The organism is Pseudomonas sp. 57B-090624 (assembly GCF_003234055.1).
Lineage (GTDB): Bacteria > Pseudomonadota > Gammaproteobacteria > Pseudomonadales > Pseudomonadaceae > Metapseudomonas > Metapseudomonas tohonis.
The window spans coordinates 1-20,417 of sequence record NZ_QKRU01000049.1; the positions used below are offsets into that span (position 1 = coordinate 1).

The window sequence follows — 20,417 nt, forward strand, 5'->3', positions numbered from 1 at the left end:
GGCCCGGGTCACTCCGCTGGATGACAGCGAAACCCGCTATCGCCTGGTGCTGGAGGCCCCCGATGGCCTGGGGCTGACCTGGCACCTGCGCACCGACCTGGGCGCGGGCCCCCTGGCGCTGCTGCAACTGCGCGGCTTCAGCCTGCCGGCGCGGATCTTCCTCGAGCCCGGCGGCGCCTCGCGCCAGCTGGCGCATTACGGAGAGCAGCCATGAGCCTGTCCGCCCTTATCGCCAGTTGCCTGGGCGCGCGTGACGCGCTGGAGCTGGCCCGTCGCGAGGCCCCCGGTTGGGAAGCCTGGCTGCAGCCGGTCGGCCCGTCGTCTGCGGTGGGGGACGACCCGGGCTACGACGACGACTTCCAGCACATGCGCGAGGAGGTCAACAAGCTATCCGGCGCGGATACCGAGCGGGTCGCGCAGTTGGCGGAAGCGCTGATCAAGCGGCGCTGCAAGGACCTGAGGGTGGCGACCTACTACCTCTGGGCGCGCATGCAGAGGGATGGCGAGGCGGGGCTGGCCGATGGGCTGAGCCTGCTGGCCGTGCTGCTCGAACGCTTCGGCGACGACATCCTGCCGAGCCGGCCGAACAGCCGGCGCATGGCGCTGGAGTGGCTGGCCAGCGGCAAGGTGCTGGATGGGCTGTCGCTCTACCCCGAGGTGGTGAAGGTCGAGGCGGAGCGGACGGTCGCCGCGCTGGCCTGGCTGAACCGGACCCTGGAAACCTGGCCGGTGGAACAGCGGCCGTCGCTGGGAGCGCTCTATACCGCGCTGACCAACCGCCTGGCGCAATCCGGCGGGGTGGACGCCCTGGTGCCGCAGAACAGCGCGGCACACGAAGCAGGCCGGCAGGGCGCCACGCCATCGCTCACCCCCATCCGCTCCGGCCGCGACCTGCTCGATGGCGGGCGCGTCCTGGCCGGCTACCTGCGCGAGCAGCCGCTGGGCTGGTTGGCGGCGCACCGGCTGATGAAGAGCCTGCGCTGGGACACGGTGCACCAGTTGCCGCCCGCAGAGGGCAGCGGCACGACCCGGCTGGCGCCGCCGCGCAGCGAGTACCGGGCCCAGCTGAAACGGCTGCACCTGCAGCAGAGCTGGAGCGAGCTGCTCGATCAGGTCGAGCGCATCTACGCCGAAGGCGTGAACCACTTCTGGCTCGACCTGCAGTGGTACCTCTGCCAGGCGCTGAGCCGGCAGGCGCCGCCCGAGGATGGCTGGGCCGATATCGTCAAGCGCGACCTGGGCATGCTCCTCGACCGCCTGCCGGGCCTGGAGTCCCTGCGCTGGAACGATGGCTCGCCATTCGCCGACGAGGTCACGCGCAACTGGATCGCCCAGCACGTGAGCGGCAACCAGTCGCCGCAATGGCTGCCGGCGCCGGCGACGCCCGATCCGGTGGATGTCGACATCCTCGCCCTGGAGGCCAGGGCGCTGGCCCAGGCCGACAGCGAAGGGGTGGAGGCGGCCATCGCCTGGCTCGGAACGCAGCCCGGCGCGCAGAGCGGGCGACAGCGCTGGCTGCTGCGCCTGCTGATGGCCCGGGTCGCCGAACAGTGCGGCAAGACCGACCTGGCCATCCACCTGCTGGCGGAGCTGAAGGTCACGGCCAGGCGCCAGGCCCTGGAGCAATGGGAGCCCGACCTCGCCTTCGAGGTGCAGGCGCGCCTGCTCAAGCTGCTGCGCCTGAAATCCCAACGCACCGATGTGGACAAGCCCGCGCTTGGGCGTCGCAAGGAGGCGCTGCTGGCCGATCTGGTCAGCATCGATCCGGTGCGCGCCGCGGTGTTGTGTCGCTGAGCATTGATCAAGACAGGAAGCATGCTTGTGGATATGGAAAACCGGACGCTGCGCTATTTCGACGCGGAAATGCGTTACCTGCGCGAGGCCGGCCAGGAGTTCGCCGAAGCCTTCCCCGACCGGGCGGCGCACCTGAGCCTCGACCGCCCGGGCGCGCGCGACCCCTACGTCGAACGCCTCTTCGAAGGCTTCGCCTTCCTCATGGGCCGCCTGCGCGAGAAGCTCGACGACGACCTCCCGGAGCTGACCGAAGGGCTGGTCAGCCTGCTCTGGCCGCACTACCTGCGGACGATTCCCTCGTTGTCGATCCTCGAACTGACGCCCGACCTGCAGCAGATGAAGCGCAGCGAGTGCGTCGAACGGGGATTGGAGGTGCTGTCCCAACCAGTGGGAGCCCAGCGGACCCGCTGCCGCTACACCACCACCCAGGACATCGCCCTGCAGCCGCTGGCGGTTGAGTCGTTGCGACTGGCCTACCAGCCGGATGGCCGTTCGCTGTTGCGCCTGCGTCTTGCCTGCGGCCCCCTGGCCGAGTGGTCGCAGGTGGACCTGAGCGCTCTGCCGCTGTACCTGAACGCCGAGGCTCCCCTGGCCAGCGCCCTGCACCTGGCGCTGACCCGGCAGGTGCATGCCCTCTACGTGCGCCTGCCCGGGGTTGCCGAGCGCATGCCCCTGCAGGGGCATTTCGCCGCCCGGGGGTTCGCCGAGGAGGATCGGCTCTGGCCCAAGGGCGACAGCGCGTTCAGTGGCTACCAGCTGCTGCTGGAGTATTTCGGCTTTCGCGAGAAATTCATGTTCGTCACCCTGCATGGCCTGGAACGGCTGAGCCTGCCCGAGGGGGTGCCCTGGCTGGAGCTGGAGGTGGTGCTCGCCGAGGGCTGGCCCCACGATTTCGAACCGCGCGCCGAGCACGTCCGCTTGCACGCCGTGCCGGTGATCAACCTGTTCACCCTGGAGGCCGACCCCCTGCGCCTGGACCCGCTGCAGAGCGATTACCTGCTGCGGCCCATGCGCCTGCAGGACGGGCATACGGAAATCTATTCAGTGGACCAGGTCACCGCCTCGAAGAACGCCGAACGCGAGGACTACGTCCCGTTCACCAGCTTCCGGCACAAGGGCGGAATGCTGCGTGACGACGCCCCGGAGCGCTATTTCCATACCCGCCTCAAGCGCGCGGCGAACGGCCTGCACGATACCTGGCTGATTCTCGGCGGCGAGGGGTTCGACGTCGATCGCCTGGTGGCCGGCGAAAGCCTGTCGCTGCGCCTCACCGGCACCAACGGCCAACTGCCGCGCAAGGCCTTGCAGAGCACCTTGCTCGACACGCTGGTGCAGTCCACCCAGACCGGCCTGCGGGTGCGCAACCTGTGTGCGCCGACGCTGCCCTGCTACCCGCCCAGCCGCGACCGCTTCCACTGGCGGGTGCTCAGCCACCTGGGCTCGAACTTCCTGCCCATGCTGGGCAGCGCCGAAGTGCTGCGCGGCACCCTGGCGCTCTACGACTGGACCGGCAACGAGCTGAACCGGCGTCGCCTGGAGGCCATCGTCGATGTGCGCCACCACCTGATCCAGCGCTTCGAGCGGGGCTTTTTGCTGCGTGGCGTGGACATCGAAGTCACGCTGGACGCCAACGGTTTCTGCGGTGAAGGGGACATCAGCCTGTTCGGCGAGATGCTCAGCCGCTTCTTCGCCCTGTACGCCGACATCCACCTGTTCAACCAGCTGACGCTGATCCTGCAACCCACCGGGAAGTGCCTGAGATGGAACGAGAACCACAGCCAGCGCATGCCCGGCTGAACGCCAGCGGCCTGTTGCGGGCCCTGGAAGGACGGGTTGCCGAAGCGGACCTCTACCGGTTCTGCCAACTGCTGGAGCGGGCGCTGCCGGGGCAGCCGCCCCTGGGCAGCACCGAGCGCCCCTCGGATGACCCGGTGCGCTTTCGTCCCGACCCCGGCATGGGCTTCCCGGCAGGCGAGCTGAAGGCCATCGAGTTCGCTGACGAGCCGGACCGGATGCCGGCCACCGTGCGCACGCGGTTGCTGGGGCTCTATGGCGTGGACTCGCCGTTGCCGACTACCTACCTGGACGACATCGCCCAGCGCCGCGAAGGGCACGAGGCGCTGGAAGCCTTCCTCGATATCTTCAATCACCGGATCTTCACCCAGCTCTATCGCATCTGGCGCAAATACTCGTACCCGGCGACCTTCGAGCCCGGTGGAGCCGACCCGACGTCCCAGTGCCTGCTGGGTCTCATCGGCCTGGGAATCCCCGGCACCGCCGAGCATGTCGCGACGCCGATCTCGCGCTTTCTCGCGCTGCTCAGCGTCATGCGCCTGCCCACCCGCAACGCCGAAGGCATCGCCGCGCTGGTGAAGCTGCTGGCCCCCGAAACCCGTGCCCGCGTCACGCCGCACTGTCCGCTACGGGTGGTGCTGGCACGGCCGGCGGGGCTGTCGGCGGCCGAGCCGGTGGGCCTGTCGCAGGGCACCCCGCTGGGGCGTGTCGGCCATGACGCCAACAGCCAGCTGCACCTGTCGCTGTTCACCGAAGACCCGCGGGAAGTGCAGGGCTGGCTACCGGGCGCCCACCTGCACAGCGACCTCCTGGTGCTGCTGCAGGTCTACCTCGGCTGGCGCTGCACGGCACGGCTCGAACTCTCCCTGCCGACACGCTGCCTGCCACGGCCGGTGCTGGGCGAGACGACCCTGCTGCTCGGCATGACCGGGCTGCTGGGCCAGGGCGGCGAACGGAGCGACCTTCTCCCCGGGACCGTGACCATCCCGCTTGGGCGCTATCGGGGCCTTCGCAACAATCCGCAGGAAAGAGAGACACAGCATGTCGCGTACCGTTTTTAGGCCTTTGCTGCCGGCCCTGCTGGCCGCGCTGATGGGGGGGTGTGGCCTGTACCAGAGCGTCGGCGACAGTTCGGCGGAGCTCGCCAGGTCGATCTTCTACAAGCAGGTGAAGACCCTGCACCTGGATTTCAGCGCGCGCCCCGCGATCAACACCGACCCGCGCGACATGTCCGGGCTGTCCGTGCCGACCCTGGTGCGCATCTACGCGCTGCGTGACGCCCAGGCGTTCAGGCGGGCGACCTACGACCACCTGCTGGACGACAGCCATGAGCGGCTCGGTGCCGACCTGCTCGACGAACGCACCCTGGTGATCAACCCCGGAGAAGGCGCGCAGCTCAGCGTGCCGCTGGATGAAGCCACCCAGGTCATCGCCGTGGTCGCGCTGTTCCGCCAGCCGGACACCCGCAGCGGCTCCTGGCGCCTGGAACTCACCCGCGACGACCTGGACCCGGACCAGCCACGGGTGATCGAGCTCGGCGACAACCGCCTGGCCCTGCGCCCACTGCCCGAGGCCTGACCCGTGACCGAGCACACGCCATCGCTCTACGAAACGCTGCTGCAGAACTTCACCGGTGAACTGGATCTGCATCGGGTACGCGAGGAGGACCGGCTCATCCTCTCGGTGCTGGACAACCTCCAGCGCATCCTCGACAGCCGCGCCGGTTCGCTCAGCCACCTGCCGGACTACGGGCTGCCGGACATGGGCCAGGTACTGCAGGGGCTGCCGGCTGCCGCCCACGGCCTGATCGGCGCCCTGACCCACACCCTGCTCGAGTACGAGCCGCGGCTGGCGGAGCTGAGCGTCCGCTTGCTGCCCCAGTCACGGCCCGGGCAGCTGGAGTACAGCCTCGAGGTGCGGCTCAAGAGCGGGGAGCAGGCGACGTTCGGCACCACGCTGGCGCCAGAGGGCAGGGTGCTGGTCCGCCACCTCCGGCAGCAGAACTATCTGTAGACAGGATTCGATCCGGGAGAGAACACCATGAATGGACTCGTTGGCAGGGCGCAGAACGAACTGCATCAACACGGCGACCTTGCGGCGCTCTACGAGGAACTGGCCAAGCTGCACCACCCCGCTTGCCCGGATGTCGACTGGCGCAAGGTCGAGCAGTGGTGCCGGGAGCTGCTCCGCGACAATGGCAGTGACCTGCAGATCGCCGCCTTCCTGGCCCTCGCGCTGGCCCAGCGCTACGGGCTGCCCGGCGTGGCCGAGGGCATGACCTTGCTGAACCAGCTGCTGGCGGGGGCGTGGGATCGCCTGTGGCCGCGCAACGCGACGGAGCGCATGGACATCCTCGCCTGGCTGTTCACGCAGTGGCAGCCGCTGCTGCGCGGGCTCGATATCGGCAAGAGGGATGCCTCCCTCATCCGCACCCTGGAAGCGGACCTCGCCTGCCTGCAGGAGGTGCTTGGCCGGCAGCGGCTGCCCGCGATGACGGCGCTGCGGGCCCTGAACCAGCAGGTATCGGCACTGGCTGCGCGGTTGCAGGACGATGCTTCGCCGCTCCCGGGCCATCCCCGCGAACGCGGGAGCGCAGCCCCGGAGCAGCCCATGAGGCTGTTCATCTCGATGCCGGAGCATGGCGGGGTCGCGCCGGTCGTGTACCTGGAGCATCGCCCCGGCAAGCGTGCGCTCCGGGTCGCGCTGGTGCTGCTGCTGGGCCTGGTCTCGCTGGTGCCGCTGGGGGTGCTGGGCTGGCAGCACTGGCAGCGCATGCAGGAGCAGGCGCGCATCGCCACCGAGCCCATTCGCCTGGACAGCCTGCAGCTGTTCGACTCCGGCAGTGCCCGGTTGAAGCCGGACTCGACCAAGGTGCTGATCAACGCCCTGGCCAACGTCAGGGCGCAACCCGGCTGGCTGATCGTCATCACCGGCCATTCCGATGCCACCGGAGACGAGGTGCGCAACCAGGCGCTGGCGCAGGCCCGGGCGGAAGCGGTGCGGGACTGGATGAAGGCCATGGGCGATGTGGCCGAGGACTGCTTCGCCGTGCGCGGCCAGGGCTCGGGGCAGCCCGTGGCAGATAACGTCACCGAGGCGGGGCGCGCGGCCAACCGCCGCGTCGACATCAGCCTGGTGCCGGAGGCGGGCGCTTGCCAGGCGCGATACCGATGACGGCCGTCGCCTCGCTGTTCAATATCATTTGATAAGCATTATCATCTGCGCTTCCCTCTCCGTAGCCTGCGCCGCTCCATGCCCGATACCCCTCCACCGGCCGACCTGCCGCCCGCCGCACCCGCGTCGGGCGGCGTGGTCGCGCGCGAGGACCTGCTGCGCGTGTTCCTCGCCCAGCGGGAGCGGATGGAGGCGCTGGTCAGCCGGCGCGTCGGCTGTCGCGCCACGGCGGCGGACCTGGTGCAGGACCTGTTCCTGCGCTTCTGGCGTCGCCCCGCGGCACCGGTTGAAGACCTCGCCACCTACCTGCTGCGCAGCGCCCACAACCTCGCCATCGACCACATGCGCAGCGAGGGTGCGCGGACCCGTAACGAGGCCGGCCTGGCGCTCGAGCAGGACGAGGCGCCGCCCCCGGAGGTGGCGCTGGAGGCCGGGCACGACCTGCGGCATGTCGACGCGGCGTTGCGCTCGTTGCCCGAGCGCACGCGCCACATCTTCCTGCTCAACCGCATCCACGGCAGCACCTATGGCGACATCGCCCGCGCGATGGGGCTGTCCCTGTCGGCGGTGGAAAAACATATGATGCGTGCCTTGGAAGCCTGCAAGGCCAGCCTGCTCGACAGGCCGGCCGTCATCTCGCCGGGGAGCGCGAAACCATGAGTCTCGATCAGCAGCGGCCCAGCGCCGCCAGCACCAGCCAGCAGGCGGCCGAACAGGCGGCATGGCTGTGGATCGGGCGCATGCAGGGGCGGCCCTCGGCGGCCCAGCGCGAGGCCTTCGAGCGCTGGCTCTACGCGGATGTCACCCACATCGAGGCCTACGCCCAGGCCCAGGAACTGTGGAAGCGCAGCTGGCCCGCGGCCTCCGCGCTGGCCGTCGAGGAGGATGCACGCCTGCGCCAGTACCTGGTGCGCATGGCCGAGCGCCCGGCGGCCGGACGGCGCTGGGGCGCCGTGCTGGCGATGGCGGCGAGCCTGGCCCTGGTGGTCTGGGGCGGCGGCTGGAAGCCCGTCGACCGGCTGCTGGACCTGGGCGCCGACTACGTCTCCGCGCCGGGCGAGATACGCACGCTGACGCTCGCCGATGGCTCGGTCATCACCCTGGACGCCGACAGCGCCGTGAGCGTCGACCTGGGCGCCGCCGAGCGTCATGTCGAACTGCGCCGGGGCGGGGCCTTCTTCGAAGTCAGCCATGGCGAGGTGCCTTTCGTGGTTGAGGCCGCCGGTGGCGAGGCGCGGGTGCTCGGCACGCGCTTCGGCGTGCGCCTGCGCCATGGCGGCGCGCGGGTCACGGTGGAGCAGGGCAGGGTGGGCGTCACCGCTGCGCCCGGGCAGCCGCAGGCCGTGCTCGGTGCCAACCAGCAGCTCGCCTACAGCGATGGCAAGGCCGCCGAGGCCTGGACCGTGGACGCCTCGGCCCAGCTGGCCTGGCGCGAGGGCCGCCTGACCTTCTACAAGACGCCCCTGGCCGATGTGCTGGCCGACCTCGCGCGCTACTACCCCGGCCGTATCGTCCTGCTGGACGACGAGCTGGCCGCGCGTCGCATCAGCGGCAGCTTCCCCAGCAACGACCCCCACGCCATCCTCGACTCCCTGCGAGCCGTGGTCGGCTTCCGCCAGCACGAGGTGCTGGGGCGGCTGATCGTCCTGCGCTGAGCCTGTGTGAACCAGGGACACGGATCGATGGGTTAGTGCCTCGTGGAACGCCGCCCGCTCCATCTACGGAACGTCGGCTCCCGTAGGGAGGGATGGCGCTGTCTGCCTGAGCGGTTGTGAACTTGATGCGAAGCCTCAAGCACGGTGCTTTCCGAGCATTCATGGCGCCCTGTCACGCCCACCGCGTGGGTTTCGCTTCGCTCTACGCCACCCTACGCAAGTCACGACGCCCCGAGAGCGCTGCCGGGCCGACGCCCGGGCTACCCGTCAGAGGCGATCCAGCGCCTGCACGAAGTCCGCGATGATGTCGGCGGCGTCCTCGATCCCCACCGAGACGCGGATGGTCCCCTCGTGGATGTCCAGCTCCGCCAGGGCCTCGGCCGACAGGGCGCGGTGGCTGGTCTTGCCCGGGTGGGTGATGCTGCTGGCCACGCCGGCCAGCGAGGGCGCGAACGCGGTGCGTTGCAGGCCGCGGATCAGGCCGTCCACCTCCGCCAGGCCGCCCTTGAGGGTGAAGCTCAGCATGCCCGAGGCGCCCTTGGGGAACAGCCGCTGGGCCAGCGCGAAGTCCGGGTGCGAGGGCAACCCCGGGTAGAACACCTTCGCCACCTGCGGATGGGCCTCCAGCGCTTCGGCCAGGGCCTGGGCGTTGGCCGAATGGGCCTTCATGCGCAGGGCCAGGGTCTTGGCGCCACGGAAGGTCAGCCAGGCTTCGAAGGGGCTGGAACTGCCGCCGGCATTGATCTGGAAGCGCCGCGCCTGGGCGATCCATTCGGCGTCGCCGACGAGGATGCCGCCAGTGGCGTCGCTGTGGCCGTTGAGGTACTTGGTGGTGCTGTGCAGCACCAGGTCGGCGCCAGCGGCCAGCGGGTTGTAGAGCGCCGGGGAGAGGAAGGTGTTGTCCACCAGCAGCTTGAGCCCGTGGGCCTTGGCCAGCGTGGCCAGGGCGGGGATGTCGCTGATGCGCACCAGCGGGTTGGAGGCGGTCTCGGTGTAGATCAGTCGCGTGGCCGGGGTGATGGCCGCTTCCACCGCCGCCAGGTCGTTGATCTCCACCAGGGTGGCGGTGATGCCGAAGCGCGCCAGTTCCTTCTCGATCAGGCTCTGGGTGGTGCCGTACAGCTCGCGGCTGGCGATCAGGTGGTCGCCGGCATTCAGCCGGCCCAGGAGCGCCGCGCTCACCGAGGCCATGCCGGAGGCGGAGAACAGCGCCGCGTCGCCCCCTTCCAGGTCCCGCACCAACTGCTCCAGCGCCGCCTGGTTGGGGTTGGCGATGCGGGTGTACATGTAGTTGTCCGGGTTGCCGGCGAGGAAGTCGTCCACCTGCTCCAGGTTGTCGTAGACGAACACCGAGGATTCGTAGATCGGCAGGCTCTTGGGCCGGGTGACCATCTTGCGGTCGACGTCGTTGCCGCTGTGCACCGCGCGGGTGGAAAGGCCGGGTCTGGATTCAGGCATGGAGTCCTCCGAGAAGTCGTGCGGAATGCAGGTGGGCAATGCCACCCCACAAAAAAGAACGCCGACGATAGTCGAGACTCGTCGGCGTGAGGAGAGGCGTGGGCACAGGCGGTGCCCACACCGTCGTGGCTCGGGGGTCGATCAGAAGGCCGGGACTACCGCGCCGGAGTACTTCTTCTCGATGAAGGCCTTCACTTCCGGGCTGGTCAGCGCGGCGGAGAGTTTCTGGATGGCGTCGCTGTCCTTGTTGTCCGGGCGGGCGACCAGGTAGTTCACGTAGGGCGAGGTGCGGTCTTCCAGCACCAGCGCGTCCTTGGACGGGTTGAGCTTGGCTTCCAGCGCGTAGTTGGTGTTGATCAGCGCCAGGTCGACCTGGTCCAGCACGCGCGGCAGCAGGGCCGCTTCCAGTTCCTTGAACTTGAAGTGGTGCGGGTTCTCGGCGATGTCCTTCGGGGTCGCCAGGGCATTGCTCGGGTCCTTGAGCTTCAGCAGGCCGGATTTCTGCAGCAGGAGCAGGGCACGGCCACTGTTGCTGCCTTCGTTGGGGATGGCGATGGTGGCGCCGTCCGGCAGCTCCTTCAGGGATTTGTACTTGCTGGAGTAGCCGCCGAAGGGCTCGACGTGCACGCCCTTGACGATCACCAGGTGGGTGCCCTTGCCGCTGTTGAAGTTGTCCAGGTAGGGCTTGGTCTGGAAGTAGTTGGCGTCCAGGTGCTTCTGGTCCACCTGCAGGTTGGGCTGCACGTAATCGGTGAAGACCTTCACTTCCAGGTCCACGCCTTCCTTCGCCAGCTGCGGCTTGATCAGCTCGAGGATCTCGGCATGGGGTACCGGGGTGGCGGCGACGGTGAGTTTCTCGGCGGCGCTGGCCAGGGAGGCGGAAAGGGCGGCGGCCAGGGCGGTGAGGAGCAGGGTCTTCTTCATGAGGGTCCTTGGTGTTCGGCAAGCTCCGGCTGGATCATCAGCCGCGAGTGGGGTGTCGGGGTTCCCGGTCTGGGTGTCGCCGGGTTGGATGCGACACTACGGCGATTTTTTATAACCAACAAATATCGTTTTATTATTTTTATATTCCATAAAGCATTGATCAGGCGGGGCGCGGAAGTGGCCCCAGCGTGCATCGATGTCGCTTCTGCGAATTGCTCCCAACGCCGTCGCTCACTAGAGTGATGCCCCATCTCCCGCAACACGAAGCCCGCCATGATCGCCGCCGCCCTCGCTCGCGTCCCTCGCCTCGAACTGGTCACCGCGTCCACCCCGTTGGAGAGGCTCGAACATCTTTCGAGCCGGGCCGGTCGCGACATCTGGGTCAAGCGTGACGACATCACCCCCTTTGCCCTGGGTGGCAACAAGGTGCGCAAGCTCGAGTACCTGGCCCAGGACGCCCTGGCCCAGGGCGCGGACGTCCTGGTCACCGCCGGTGCCATCCAGTCCAACCACGTGCGCCAGACCGCCGCCCTGGCCGCGCGCCTGGGCCTGGGCTGCGTGGCCCTGCTGGAAAACCCCATCGGCACCGCCGACCGCAACTACCTGGAGAACGGCAACCGCCTGCTGCTGGACCTGTTCGGCACCGAGGTGCAGTTGGTGCCCAACCTCGACACCGCCGACCAGCTGCTGGCCGAGACCGCCGAGCGCCTGCGCGCCGAAGGCCGCACCCCCTACGTGGTGCCCATCGGCGGCTCCAACGCCCTCGGCGCCCTGGGCTACGTGCGCGCCGGCCTGGAGCTGGCCGAGCAGATCAAGGCGAGCGGCCTGCAGGGCGCCGCCGTGGTGCTGGCCTCCGGCAGCGCCGGCACCCATGCCGGCCTTGCCCTGGCCCTGGAACACGCCCTGCCCGGCACCCGGGTGGTGGGCGTCACGGTGTCGCGCCCCGACGCCACCCAGCGGCCCAAGGTGGAGGGCCTGCTGCAACGCACCGCCGAGCTGCTGGGCGTGCCGGTGCCCGCGGCCCTGCGCGTGGAGCTGTGGGACCAGTACTTCGCCCCGCGCTACGGCGAGCCCAATGCGGGCACCCTCGGCGCCATCCGCCAGGTCGCCTCCAGCGAAGGGCTGCTGCTCGATCCCGTCTACACTGGCAAGGCCTTCGCCGGCCTGCTCGATGGCCTGGAAAACGGCGCCTTCGAGGGGAATGGCCCGGTGATCTTCCTGCACACCGGCGGCTCGCCCGCGCTGTTCGCCTACCACCCTGCGCAAGGGATGGGAGCCTGAGTGCTGCTTATTCCCACAATGCCTACAATCCAAACTTATTATTATTTTATTGAATAAAGCGACATCCCCAGAATTGCCACACTTTTGCCACCTGTCTCGTGAGGCTCATCCATGAAATTCGCAACCCTGCGTCGTCAATTCCTCATCGGCACCCTGGGCCTCGCCCTGGGCGCCAGTTTCGTCGGCAACAGCGCCGTGGCCGGCGAGCTGCTGCAACAGATCAAGGACAAGGGCTCGGTCAAGGTCGGCCTGGAGGGCACCTACCCGCCCTTCAACTTCCAGGATGAGAACGGCAAGCTCACCGGCTTCGAAGTGGAGTTCGCCGAAGCCCTGGCCAAGGAACTGGGCGTGAAGGCCGAGTTCCAGCCGAGCAAGTGGGACGGCATCCTCGCCGCGCTGGAGTCCAAGCGCCTGGACCTGGTGATCAACCAGGTGACCATCTCCGAGGAGCGCAAGAAGAAATACGACTTCTCCACCCCCTACACCGTCTCCGGCATCCAGGCGCTGGTGCGCAAGGGCAACGAGGACAGCATCAAGAGCGCCGCCGACCTGGCCGGCAAGAAGGTCGGCGTGGGCCTGGGCACCAACTACGAGCAGTGGCTGAAGGAAAACGCGCCGAAGGCCGATATCCGCACCTACGACGATGACCCCACCAAGTTCCAGGACCTCAACGTCGGCCGTATCGACGCCATCCTGGTGGACCGCCTGGCCGCCTTCGAAATGATCGAGAAGACCGGTGGCCGCCTGGCCGTGGCCGGCGAGCCCTTCTCCCGCCAGGAGTCCGGCATCGCCCTGCGCAAGGGTGACCCGGAACTGCTCGCCGCCATCGACAAGGCCATCGCCAAGCTGAAGGCCGACGGCACCCTCAAGGCGATCTCCGAGAAATGGTTCAAGGCTGACGTGACCCAATGATCGAAACCAGCCTGCAACTGGCGCTGGACTCCGCACCCTTCCTGCTCAAGGGTGCGCTCTACACGGTGGTACTGAGCCTCGGCGGCATGTTCTTCGGCCTGCTGCTGGGCTTCGCCCTGGCCCTGGGGCGCCTCTATGCCATCGCCCCGGTGCGCGGCCTGGCGCGGGTCTACGTGTCGTTCTTCCGTGGCACGCCGCTGCTGGTGCAGCTGTTCATCATCTACTACGGCCTGCCCCAGCTCGGCCTGGAGCTGAGCCCGCTGCTGGCGGCGCTGATCGGCTTCTCGCTGAACATGGCCGCCTACACCTCGGAAATCCTCCGCGCCGCCATCGCCTCCATCGACAAGGGGCAATGGGAAGCCGCCGCCAGCATCGGCATGAGCCGCAGCCAGGCGCTGGTCCGCGCCATCCTCCCGCAGGCCGCGCGCACCGCCCTGCCGCCGCTGGGCAACAGCTTCATCTCGCTGGTCAAGGACACCGCCCTGGCCGCCACCATCCAGGTGCCGGAGCTGTTCCGCCAGGCACAGCTGATCACCGCGCGCACCTTCGAGATCTTCACCATGTACCTGGCCGCCGCGCTGGTCTACTGGGTGCTCGCCACCGTGCTGGCGCACTTCCAGGCCCGGCTCGAAGCGCGGGTCAACCGCCATGAACAGGACAGCTGATGATCACCGTCCGTAACCTGACCAAGTCCTTCAAGGGCCAGGCGGTGCTCAAGGGCATCGACCTGACCATCGAGCCGGGCGAAGTGGTCGCCATCATCGGCCCCAGCGGCTCGGGCAAGACCACCCTGCTGCGCTGCCTCAACCTGCTGGAAGAGCCCGACGGCGGCACCCTCCAGCTGGGCCGGATCGAGATCGACGCCAACCAGCCCCTGAAGCAGCAGCAATGGCTGATCCGCCAGCTGCGCCAGCACGTCGGCTTCGTGTTCCAGAACTTCAACCTCTTCCCCCACCGCACCGCGCTGGAGAACGTCATCGAAGGCCCGGTGGTGGTGAAGAAGGAACCCCGCGAGCGCGCCATCGCACGGGCCCGCGCGCTGCTGGCCAAGGTCGGCCTGGCGGGCAAGGAAGACGCCTACCCCAAGCGCCTTTCCGGCGGCCAGCAACAGCGGGTGGCCATCGCCCGCGCCTTGGCGATGGAACCGGACGTGATCCTCTTCGACGAACCCACCTCCGCGCTCGACCCCGAGCTGGTGGGCGAGGTGCTGACCACCATCCGCGGCCTGGCCGAGGAGAAGCGCACCATGGTCATCGTCACCCACGAGATGAGCTTCGCCCGCGACGTAGCCAACCGCGCGATCTTCATCGACAAGGGCGTGATCGTCGAACAGGGCGACGCCAAGACCCTGTTCAGCGCCCCGAAGGAAGAACGCACCCGGCAGTTCCTCGCCAAGTTCCTGGTGGGATGAGCGGTCGCCCCGACGAAACCCCGTGGGAGCGACTTCAGTCGCGATGGCGGCGTAGGGTGGATGGCGCTCTTTCCATCCACCAGCGGCGTTGAGGGTGGCCCCGGTGGTGGACCGATAAAGCGTGGTCCACCCTACACACCGATCAGCCACCGGCAATCCGTAGGGCGGGTGACTCCATGAACACCCCCCGTAGGATGGTGTAGAGCGCAGCGAAACCCATCACAGGCCTCGCCCCCCTACGGCCTCCAAACCGCGCTGCCGACATCCACCCGCCTGGGCAGCAGCCGGTTCTCCAGGAACAGATCTGCCGTGCGCTGCTGGGCGGCGGCGATGTCGTCGGTGACCGGGCCGATGGGCGAGGCCGGGCGGTGCTGGAAGCTGCGCTCGATCACCGCCGGGGGCAGGCCCATGAATTTCGCCAGCAGGGCGATGCTGCCGTCGCGGTCGCTGCGGGTCAGGGCCTCGGCCTCGGAGATCCCCCCCAGCACCTGCTGCACGAACGCCGGATCGGCCTCGGCGTAGCCCCGCGCGGCCAGGTAGAAGGGCCCGCTCAGCCCCAGTCCTTCGCCGTTGGCCAGCAGCCGTGCATGGCCCTCCAGTTCCATGGCCGAGTAGTAGGGGTCCCAGATCGCCCAGGCGTCCACGCTGCCCTGCTCGAAGGCGGCGCGGGCATCCGCCGGGGTGAGGAATAGCGGCTGGATGTCGGCCATGGACAGCCCCGCCGCCTTGAGCGCGCGCAGCAGCAGGTTGTGGGCGCTGGAGCCTTTCTGGAAGGCCACCTTGCGCCCCTTGAGCTCGGCCACCGACTGGATCGGGCTGCCTTCGGGCACCAGGATCACCTCGGCCTGGGGCTTGGGCGGTTCGGCGCCGACGTAGAGCAGGTCGGCCCCGGCGGCCTGGGCGAAGATCGGCGGGATGTCGCCGGTGGAGCCCAGATCCAGGCTGCCGACGTTGAGCGCCTCGAGCATCTGCGGGCCGGCGGGGAATTCGATCCACTGCACCCGGGTGGCGGGGAAGCGCTGCTCCAGCAGGCCGTGCTCCTTGGCCAGCACCAGGCTGGCGGAGCCCTTCTGGTAGCCGATGCGCAGGGTGGCGGGGTCAGCCAGGGCGCCCTGTGCCAGGGTCAGCAGCGCCAGCAACGCGGCGCCCAGTCGAAGTCGTTGCATGCTCAGGCCTGCCAGTCGGTGGAGGGTTTTTCCCAGAGGTTGATGCCGCCTTCCACCGCGTGGCGGTCGATCTCCGCCAGCTCCTCGGCACTGAAGGCGAGGTTGTCCAGGGCGGCGACGTTCTCGACGATCTGCTCCGGGCGGCTGGCGCCGATCAGCGCCGAGGTCACCCGCGCATCGCGCAGGGTCCAGGCCAGCGCCAGCTGGGCCAGGCTCTGGCCCCGGCGCCGGGCGATCTCGGCAAGGGCGCGGGCGCGGGCGATGTTGGCCTCGGCCAGGTGCTCCGGGCGCAGCGAGGCGCCGCCGGGGCGGTTGACCCGCGCATCCGCCGGCACGCCGCCGAGGTACTTGTCGGTGAGCAGCCCCTGGGCCAGCGGGGTGAAGGCGATGACGCCGGTGCCCAGTTCCTCGGTGGTGGCCAGCAGGTCCTTCTCCACCCAGCGGTTGAACAGGTTGTAGGCAGGCTGGTGGATCAGCAGCGGCACCTTCCATTCGCGCAGCAGCGCGGCGAGCTCGCGGGTCTTGCCCGCCGAATAGGACGAGATGCCCACATACAGCGCCTTGCCCTGCTGCACCGCGCTGGCCAGGGCGCCGGCGGTTTCCTCCAGGGGCGTGTCGGGGTCGAAGCGGTGGGAATAGAAGATGTCCACATAGTCCAGCCCCAGGCGCGCCAGGCTCTGGTCGAGGCTGGAGAGCAGGTACTTGCGCGAGCTGCCGCCCTGGCCGTAGGGGCCGGGCCACATGTCCCAGCCGGCCTTGGTGGAGATCACCAGCTCGTCGCGGTAGGCGCGGAAGTCTTCCTTGAGCAGGCGGCCGAAGTTGATCTCGGCGCTGCCATAGGGCGGCCCGTAGTTGTTGGCGAGGTCGAAGTGGTTGATGCCCAGGTCGAAGGCGGTGCGCAACAGGGCGCGCTGGGTGTCGATGGGCGTGGCGTCGCCGAAGTTGTGCCATAGGCCCAGGGACAGGGCCGGCAGCACCAGTCCGCTGCGGCCGACGCGGCGATAGGGGATACGTTCGTAGCGGTCGGGGGCGGCGATATAGGTCATGGATGGGTCTCGCTTCAGGTTGTCGGGGCCGCGCTGGCGCGGGGCCCCGGTGAATGTCAGGCAGGGCGTGCGAAGCGGTTCGCCGGCCGCGCCAGGCCGAGGTGCTCGCGCAGGGTGCGGCCCTGGTACTCGGTGCGGAACAGGCCGCGCCGCTGCAGCTCCGGCACCACTTGGGTGGCGAAGTCCTCCAGACCGGCGGGCAGGTGCGGCACCAGCACGTTGAAGCCATCGGCGGCGCGGCCTTCGAACCAGGCCTGCAGCTCGTCGGCGATCTGCGCCGGGGTGCCGATCAGGCTGTGGTGGCCACGCCCGCCGGCGATGCGCCGGCCCAGTTGGGCCAGGGTGAGGTTCTCCTGCCCCGCGAGTTCGGTGAGCAGCTTCTGCCGGCTCTGCTGGCCGTCCTGGGTCAGCGGCAGCTCGGGCAGCGGGCCGTCCAGCGGGTATTCGGAGAGGTCGAAGTTGCCGAGCATGCGCCCCAGCAGGGCGACGCCGACACGGGGCTCCACCAGCGCCTGGAACTGCTCGAACTTCTCCTTCGCCTCGGCTTCGCTGGCGCCGACGACAACGAAGGCGCCGGGCATGATCTTCAGCTCGTCCTCGTGGCGGCCGAACCTGGCCAGGCGCCCCTTGAGGTCGGCGTAGAAGGCCTGGGCCTTGGCCAGTGAAGTCTGCGCGGTGAACACCACGTCGGCGGTCTCGGCGGCCAGCTCGCGGCCGGTCTCGGAGGAGCCGGCCTGCACCACCACCGGCCGGCCCTGGGGCGAGCGGGCGACGTTGAGCGGACCCTGCACGCGGAAGTGCTCGCCCTGGTGGGCCAGCACGTGGAGCTTGGCCGGGTCGTAGTACTGGCCGCTGGCCTTGTCGCGGAGGAAGGCGTCGTCCTCCCAGCTGTCCCACAGGCCGGTGACCACCTGGTGGAATTCCCGGGCGCGGGCGTAGCGCTCGGCGTGGCCCAGGTGGGCCTCGCGGTTGAAGTTCAGCGCCTCGGCGGCAGCGTCGGAAGTCACCAGGTTCCAGCCCGAACGCCCCCCGGAGATGTGGTCCAGCGAGGCGAACTTGCGCGCCACGTGGTACGGCTCGTTGTAGCTGGTGGTAACGGTGCTCACCAGGCCGATGCGCTCGGTGACGGCGGCCAGGGCGCTGAGCAGGGTCAGCGGTTCGAAGTAGGTGGAGCGGGCCATGTGACTGGCGATGTCGCTGGTGGGCGCGGCGACGCTGTCGGCGACGAACAGGGCGTCGAACTTCGCCGCTTCGGCGATGCGTGCCAGGTGTCTGTACTGGGCGAAGTCGAGGGTGTCGGCGGGAACGTCCGGGTGGCGCCAGGCGGCCACGTGGTGACCGGTGGCCATCAGGAAGGCGCCGAGGGAGAGCTGTCGGGATCGGGTCATGGTGTCGTTACCGGGGTCGGTGGGGGTGCCGCCCGGCCGCTCTGCGGCGGCTCGGGCGGTTCCTGCACGCAGGCGCGGGTCAGAAGTCGAAATCCTTGCGCAGCTGGACGCCGAAGTAGCGCTCGTCGTCCCGTGGCACGGCGCGGTAGATGTAGCTGCCGCCGCTGGCCAGGGACTGGGCGTAGGAGGTGTCGGCGAGGTTCTTGCCCAGCAGCGCCACGCGCCAGCCGGCGTTGTAGTCGGCCAGGGCGATGCTGGCGTTCCAGATGCCGTAGGCGCCCTGCACGGTGTCCGGGTTCTGGTCGAGGCTGAACTGCACCTCGTCCTGCCAGCTGTAGTCGGTGGACAGTTCCACATCCAGGCCGTTGTCCAGCGGGATGCTGTAGTCGGCGCGCACGTAGGCCTTCCAGTCCGGGGTGAAGGGCAAGCGGCCGCCGTCGATGTTGCAGGTGGCGGCGGCGCCGGGCGGGCAGTTGAAGTGGTCCACCCGCGCCTTGGTGTAGGCCAGGGCGGCGGACAGCTTGAGCTGGCGGGTGGCCTGGAAGCTGGTGTCCAGCTCCACGCCCTGGGTCTTCACGCTGCCGGCGTTGATCAGGCGGGTCACCACCTGGTTGGCCACGGTGTCGAAGAAGTTCGCCTGGTAGTCGTCGTAGTCGGTGTGGAACACCGCCAGGTTGGCGCTCAGGCGCTTGTCCAGGGCGGTGGCCTTGAGGCCCAGCTCGTAGGAGTCGGAAGTCTCCGGCTTGAGCGCCCCGGTGTCGCGCGGCTGCATGTTGAAGAACACGTTGTAGGCCGGGCCCTTGTAGCCGCGCGAGTAGGTGGCGTAGCCCATCAGGTCGTCGCTGAAGTCGTACTGCAGGCCGGTGCGGCCGGACCAGCCGTCCTCGTCCACCGAGCCCGAGCTGGCGGTGGAGGGCTGGATGCCGGTGACGGCGGTGGCGGAGGTGGACGTGCGGCGGTGGTCGTACTCCAGGTCGTCGTGGGTCCAGCGCAGGCCGAACAGCGCGCGGAAGTCGTCGGTGAGGTTGAAGGTGTTCTCGCCGAACAGCGCGACGCTGTCGTTGGTCACGCTGTAGTCGGCGCGGCCGCTGTTGGGGGTGCCGCCGTTGACCGACAGGCGCCGGTAGGTCTCCTCGGAGCGGCCATGGAAGTAGTAGGCACCGACCACGTATTCGTTGAAGCCGCCCTTGGGCGAGGCCAGGCGGAACTCCTGGGAGTACTGGTCGTAGTCCACCTCGCCCTTGTCGTGGGAGGCGGTCAGCGGCAGCTGCGCCGAGCGGTCGCCGTCCTGGTACTGGGTGTTGTCCCAGCCGCGCCAGGCGGTGATGGAGGTGAGGGTGAAGTCCCCCAGCTTCCAGTCCACCTGCCCGGACAGGCCGCTGTTGGTGTCCTCGACGTAGGTCTTGTAGTCGCTGCGGATGTCGCGGTTGTGGTCGCTCGGCACCACCGGGCGCAGGGCGCTGGCGAAGGCCGCGCTGCTGGTGGAGGTGATCACGCCGCTGGGCAGGGTGTCCTCGCCCTCCATGCGGTCGGCGATCAGGGTCACCTTGAGCGCGTCGTCCGGCTCGAACACCAGCTTGCCGCGCACGCCCTTGCGGTCGTAGCCGTTGACGTCGTGGCCGTTGGCGACGTTCTCGACGTTGCCGTCGTAGCGCCCCAGCAGGGTGCTCAGGGAGCCTTTCAGGGTGTCGCTCAGGCGGCCGCCGATGCCGAAGCGCAGGCGGTTCTCGTTGCCGCCGCCGAAGTGCGAGTAGTCCACGTAGCCGTGGCCCTGCTCGGGCGGGTCCTGGCTGACGATGTTGAGTACGCCGGCCGAGGCGTTCTTGCCGAACAGGGTGCCCTGGGGGCCGCGCAGCACTTCGATGCGCTCCAGGTCCAGCAGGTCCAGGGTGGATTGCCCGGGGCGGCCGAACACCACGCCGTCCACCACCGTGGCCACCGTGGGCTCGACCCCCGGCGAGGTGGAGATGGTGCCGACGCCGCGGATGAACAGCGAGGTGTCCTTGTTGGAGGCACCGGTGCGGTAGTTGAGGGTCGGCACCTGCTGGACGATGGCGCCGACGTTGTTGCGGTTGTCGCGCTCCAGCTGCTCGCCCTGCACCACGGAGACGGCCACCGGCACGTCCTGCAGGCTGGCTTCGCGGCGGGTGGCGGTGACGGTCACCGTCTTCAGCGTGGGCGCGGCCTTCTGGCCGTCGGCGGTACTGTCGGGGGTGCGCTCGGCGGCCCCGGCGGCGCTCCCCAGCGCCGCCAGAAGGATACCGATGGCCAGCGGGCTGCGGCGCCCGCCGTGGGAGGTGCGAAGGCCGCGCGGTGCGGCCGGATTGCTGTGGATGCTCATGCTCGTTTCACTGCCCTGCGGAGACCAGACGTGCCTGCTGCGTGGCAGGCTCCTTGTGGGCTGTCGCGGTCTG

Annotated in this window: 18 protein-coding genes and 1 pseudogene; 13 read left to right on the top strand and 6 right to left on the bottom strand. The window is 69.0% G+C overall.

The features are described 5' to 3' along the window. From DMX10_RS21575 to DMX10_RS21615, 9 genes and pseudogenes are all read left to right on the top strand, one after another. Nucleotides 1-214, top strand: a pseudogene (locus tag DMX10_RS21575) (hypothetical protein); the annotation flags it as partial. Further along, a complete protein-coding gene (tssA, locus tag DMX10_RS21580; protein WP_111262992.1) occupies nt 211-1,794 on the top strand; it encodes a type VI secretion system protein TssA in 1,584 nt (527 codons plus the stop codon). The pseudogene DMX10_RS21575 and the gene tssA, both read left to right, overlap by 4 nt. Before the next feature lie 33 nt (nt 1,795-1,827). Beyond that, nucleotides 1,828-3,591 carry a type VI secretion system baseplate subunit TssF gene (tssF, locus tag DMX10_RS21585; protein ID WP_371921717.1) on the top strand — a complete coding sequence of 588 codons (1,764 nt, stop codon included), beginning with the start codon at nt 1,828-1,830 and terminating at the stop codon, nt 3,589-3,591. After that, nucleotides 3,555-4,649 (top strand): type VI secretion system baseplate subunit TssG, encoded by a 1,095-nt coding sequence (tssG, locus tag DMX10_RS21590; RefSeq protein ID WP_111262994.1) that lies wholly within the window; start codon nt 3,555-3,557, stop codon nt 4,647-4,649. Before tssF ends, tssG begins: the two co-directional genes overlap by 37 nt. Beyond that, on the top strand, nt 4,630-5,166 hold the full coding sequence (gene tssJ / locus DMX10_RS21595; protein WP_111262995.1) for a type VI secretion system lipoprotein TssJ: 537 nt from the start codon (nt 4,630-4,632) through the stop codon (nt 5,164-5,166). The genes tssG and tssJ overlap by 20 nt, the downstream gene beginning before the upstream one ends. A 3-nt stretch (nt 5,167-5,169) precedes the next feature. Next, the gene (gene tssE, locus DMX10_RS21600; protein WP_111262996.1) at nt 5,170-5,601 is read left to right on the top strand and encodes a type VI secretion system baseplate subunit TssE; all 432 of its coding nucleotides are present in this window, start codon (nt 5,170-5,172) and stop codon (nt 5,599-5,601) included. A gap of 27 nt (nt 5,602-5,628) precedes the next feature. Further along, nucleotides 5,629-6,762 (top strand): type VI secretion system ImpA family N-terminal domain-containing protein, encoded by a 1,134-nt coding sequence (locus DMX10_RS21605; RefSeq protein WP_111262997.1) that lies wholly within the window; start codon nt 5,629-5,631, stop codon nt 6,760-6,762. Nucleotides 6,763-6,840: 78 nt separating this feature from the next. Next, complete coding sequence (locus tag DMX10_RS21610; RefSeq protein ID WP_111262998.1) at nt 6,841-7,422, top strand: RNA polymerase sigma factor; 582 nt, start codon at nt 6,841-6,843, stop codon at nt 7,420-7,422. Beyond that, nucleotides 7,419-8,417, top strand: coding sequence for a FecR family protein (locus DMX10_RS21615; protein WP_111262999.1), 999 nt, complete (start codon nt 7,419-7,421; stop codon nt 8,415-8,417). Before DMX10_RS21610 ends, DMX10_RS21615 begins: the two co-directional genes overlap by 4 nt. A 267-nt stretch (nt 8,418-8,684) precedes the next feature. Here the strand turns inward: DMX10_RS21615 and DMX10_RS21620 are convergent, their stop codons facing one another. Beyond that, a complete protein-coding gene (locus DMX10_RS21620; RefSeq protein WP_111263000.1) occupies nt 8,685-9,875 on the bottom strand; it encodes a PLP-dependent aspartate aminotransferase family protein in 1,191 nt (396 codons plus the stop codon). 141 nt (nt 9,876-10,016) lie between these two features. After that, complete coding sequence (locus DMX10_RS21625; RefSeq protein ID WP_111263001.1) at nt 10,017-10,799, bottom strand: MetQ/NlpA family ABC transporter substrate-binding protein; 783 nt, start codon at nt 10,797-10,799, stop codon at nt 10,017-10,019. Nucleotides 10,800-11,072: 273 nt separating this feature from the next. Here DMX10_RS21625 and DMX10_RS21630 point away from each other — a divergent pair, with 273 nt between their 5' ends. The 4 genes from DMX10_RS21630 (at nt 11,073) to tcyN (ending at nt 14,403) form a co-directional block, all read left to right on the top strand. Next, nucleotides 11,073-12,080 carry a D-cysteine desulfhydrase gene (locus DMX10_RS21630; protein WP_111263002.1) on the top strand — a complete coding sequence of 336 codons (1,008 nt, stop codon included), beginning with the start codon at nt 11,073-11,075 and terminating at the stop codon, nt 12,078-12,080. Between the two features lie 111 nt (nt 12,081-12,191). Beyond that, nucleotides 12,192-12,992 (top strand): cystine ABC transporter substrate-binding protein, encoded by an 801-nt coding sequence (gene tcyJ / locus DMX10_RS21635; RefSeq protein WP_111263003.1) that lies wholly within the window; start codon nt 12,192-12,194, stop codon nt 12,990-12,992. After that, nucleotides 12,989-13,657, top strand: coding sequence for a cystine ABC transporter permease (gene tcyL, locus DMX10_RS21640; protein WP_111263004.1), 669 nt, complete (start codon nt 12,989-12,991; stop codon nt 13,655-13,657). Before tcyJ ends, tcyL begins: the two co-directional genes overlap by 4 nt. Continuing rightward, on the top strand, nt 13,657-14,403 hold the full coding sequence (tcyN, locus tag DMX10_RS21645; protein WP_044413919.1) for an L-cystine ABC transporter ATP-binding protein TcyN: 747 nt from the start codon (nt 13,657-13,659) through the stop codon (nt 14,401-14,403). Before tcyL ends, tcyN begins: the two co-directional genes overlap by 1 nt. A gap of 236 nt (nt 14,404-14,639) precedes the next feature. Here tcyN and DMX10_RS21650 read toward each other — a convergent pair whose 3' ends face one another. The 4 genes from DMX10_RS21650 to DMX10_RS21665 all read right to left on the bottom strand — a co-directional run bounded on the left by DMX10_RS21650 (nt 14,640) and on the right by DMX10_RS21665 (nt 20,338). Further along, nucleotides 14,640-15,569: a sulfonate ABC transporter substrate-binding protein gene (locus DMX10_RS21650; protein ID WP_111263005.1), complete on the bottom strand. Its 930-nt coding sequence runs from the start codon at nt 15,567-15,569 to the stop codon at nt 14,640-14,642. Nucleotides 15,570-15,571: 2 nt separating this feature from the next. Next, nucleotides 15,572-16,615, bottom strand: coding sequence for an L-glyceraldehyde 3-phosphate reductase (gene mgrA, locus DMX10_RS21655; protein WP_111263006.1), 1,044 nt, complete (start codon nt 16,613-16,615; stop codon nt 15,572-15,574). Between the two features lie 56 nt (nt 16,616-16,671). Continuing rightward, on the bottom strand, nt 16,672-18,003 hold the full coding sequence (locus DMX10_RS21660) for an LLM class flavin-dependent oxidoreductase (RefSeq protein ID WP_111263007.1): 1,332 nt from the start codon (nt 18,001-18,003) through the stop codon (nt 16,672-16,674). Nucleotides 18,004-18,082: 79 nt separating this feature from the next. Next, a complete protein-coding gene (locus DMX10_RS21665; RefSeq protein ID WP_371921718.1) occupies nt 18,083-20,338 on the bottom strand; it encodes a TonB-dependent receptor in 2,256 nt (751 codons plus the stop codon). Between the last annotated feature and the right edge of the window lie 79 nt (nt 20,339-20,417).

Bases quoted from the DNA above. Each gene is read 5' to 3' on its own strand.
- tssA (WP_111262992.1), top strand. From the start codon at position 211: ATGAGCCTGTCCGCCCTTATCGCCAGTTGCCTGGGCGCGCGTGACGCG.
- tssF (WP_371921717.1), top strand. From the start codon at position 1,828: ATGGAAAACCGGACGCTGCGCTATTTCGACGCGGAAATGCGTTACCTG.
- tssG (WP_111262994.1), top strand. From the start codon at position 3,555: ATGGAACGAGAACCACAGCCAGCGCATGCCCGGCTGAACGCCAGCGGC.
- tssJ (WP_111262995.1), top strand. From the start codon at position 4,630: ATGTCGCGTACCGTTTTTAGGCCTTTGCTGCCGGCCCTGCTGGCCGCG.
- DMX10_RS21605 (WP_111262997.1), top strand. From the start codon at position 5,629: ATGAATGGACTCGTTGGCAGGGCGCAGAACGAACTGCATCAACACGGC.
- DMX10_RS21610 (WP_111262998.1), top strand. From the start codon at position 6,841: ATGCCCGATACCCCTCCACCGGCCGACCTGCCGCCCGCCGCACCCGCG.
- DMX10_RS21615 (WP_111262999.1), top strand. From the start codon at position 7,419: ATGAGTCTCGATCAGCAGCGGCCCAGCGCCGCCAGCACCAGCCAGCAG.
- DMX10_RS21620 (WP_111263000.1), bottom strand. From the start codon at position 9,875: ATGCCTGAATCCAGACCCGGCCTTTCCACCCGCGCGGTGCACAGCGGC.
- DMX10_RS21625 (WP_111263001.1), bottom strand. From the start codon at position 10,799: ATGAAGAAGACCCTGCTCCTCACCGCCCTGGCCGCCGCCCTTTCCGCC.
- DMX10_RS21630 (WP_111263002.1), top strand. From the start codon at position 11,073: ATGATCGCCGCCGCCCTCGCTCGCGTCCCTCGCCTCGAACTGGTCACC.
- tcyJ (WP_111263003.1), top strand. From the start codon at position 12,192: ATGAAATTCGCAACCCTGCGTCGTCAATTCCTCATCGGCACCCTGGGC.
- tcyL (WP_111263004.1), top strand. From the start codon at position 12,989: ATGATCGAAACCAGCCTGCAACTGGCGCTGGACTCCGCACCCTTCCTG.
- tcyN (WP_044413919.1), top strand. From the start codon at position 13,657: ATGATCACCGTCCGTAACCTGACCAAGTCCTTCAAGGGCCAGGCGGTG.
- DMX10_RS21650 (WP_111263005.1), bottom strand. From the start codon at position 15,569: ATGCAACGACTTCGACTGGGCGCCGCGTTGCTGGCGCTGCTGACCCTG.
- mgrA (WP_111263006.1), bottom strand. From the start codon at position 16,615: ATGACCTATATCGCCGCCCCCGACCGCTACGAACGTATCCCCTATCGC.
- DMX10_RS21660 (WP_111263007.1), bottom strand. From the start codon at position 18,003: ATGACCCGATCCCGACAGCTCTCCCTCGGCGCCTTCCTGATGGCCACC.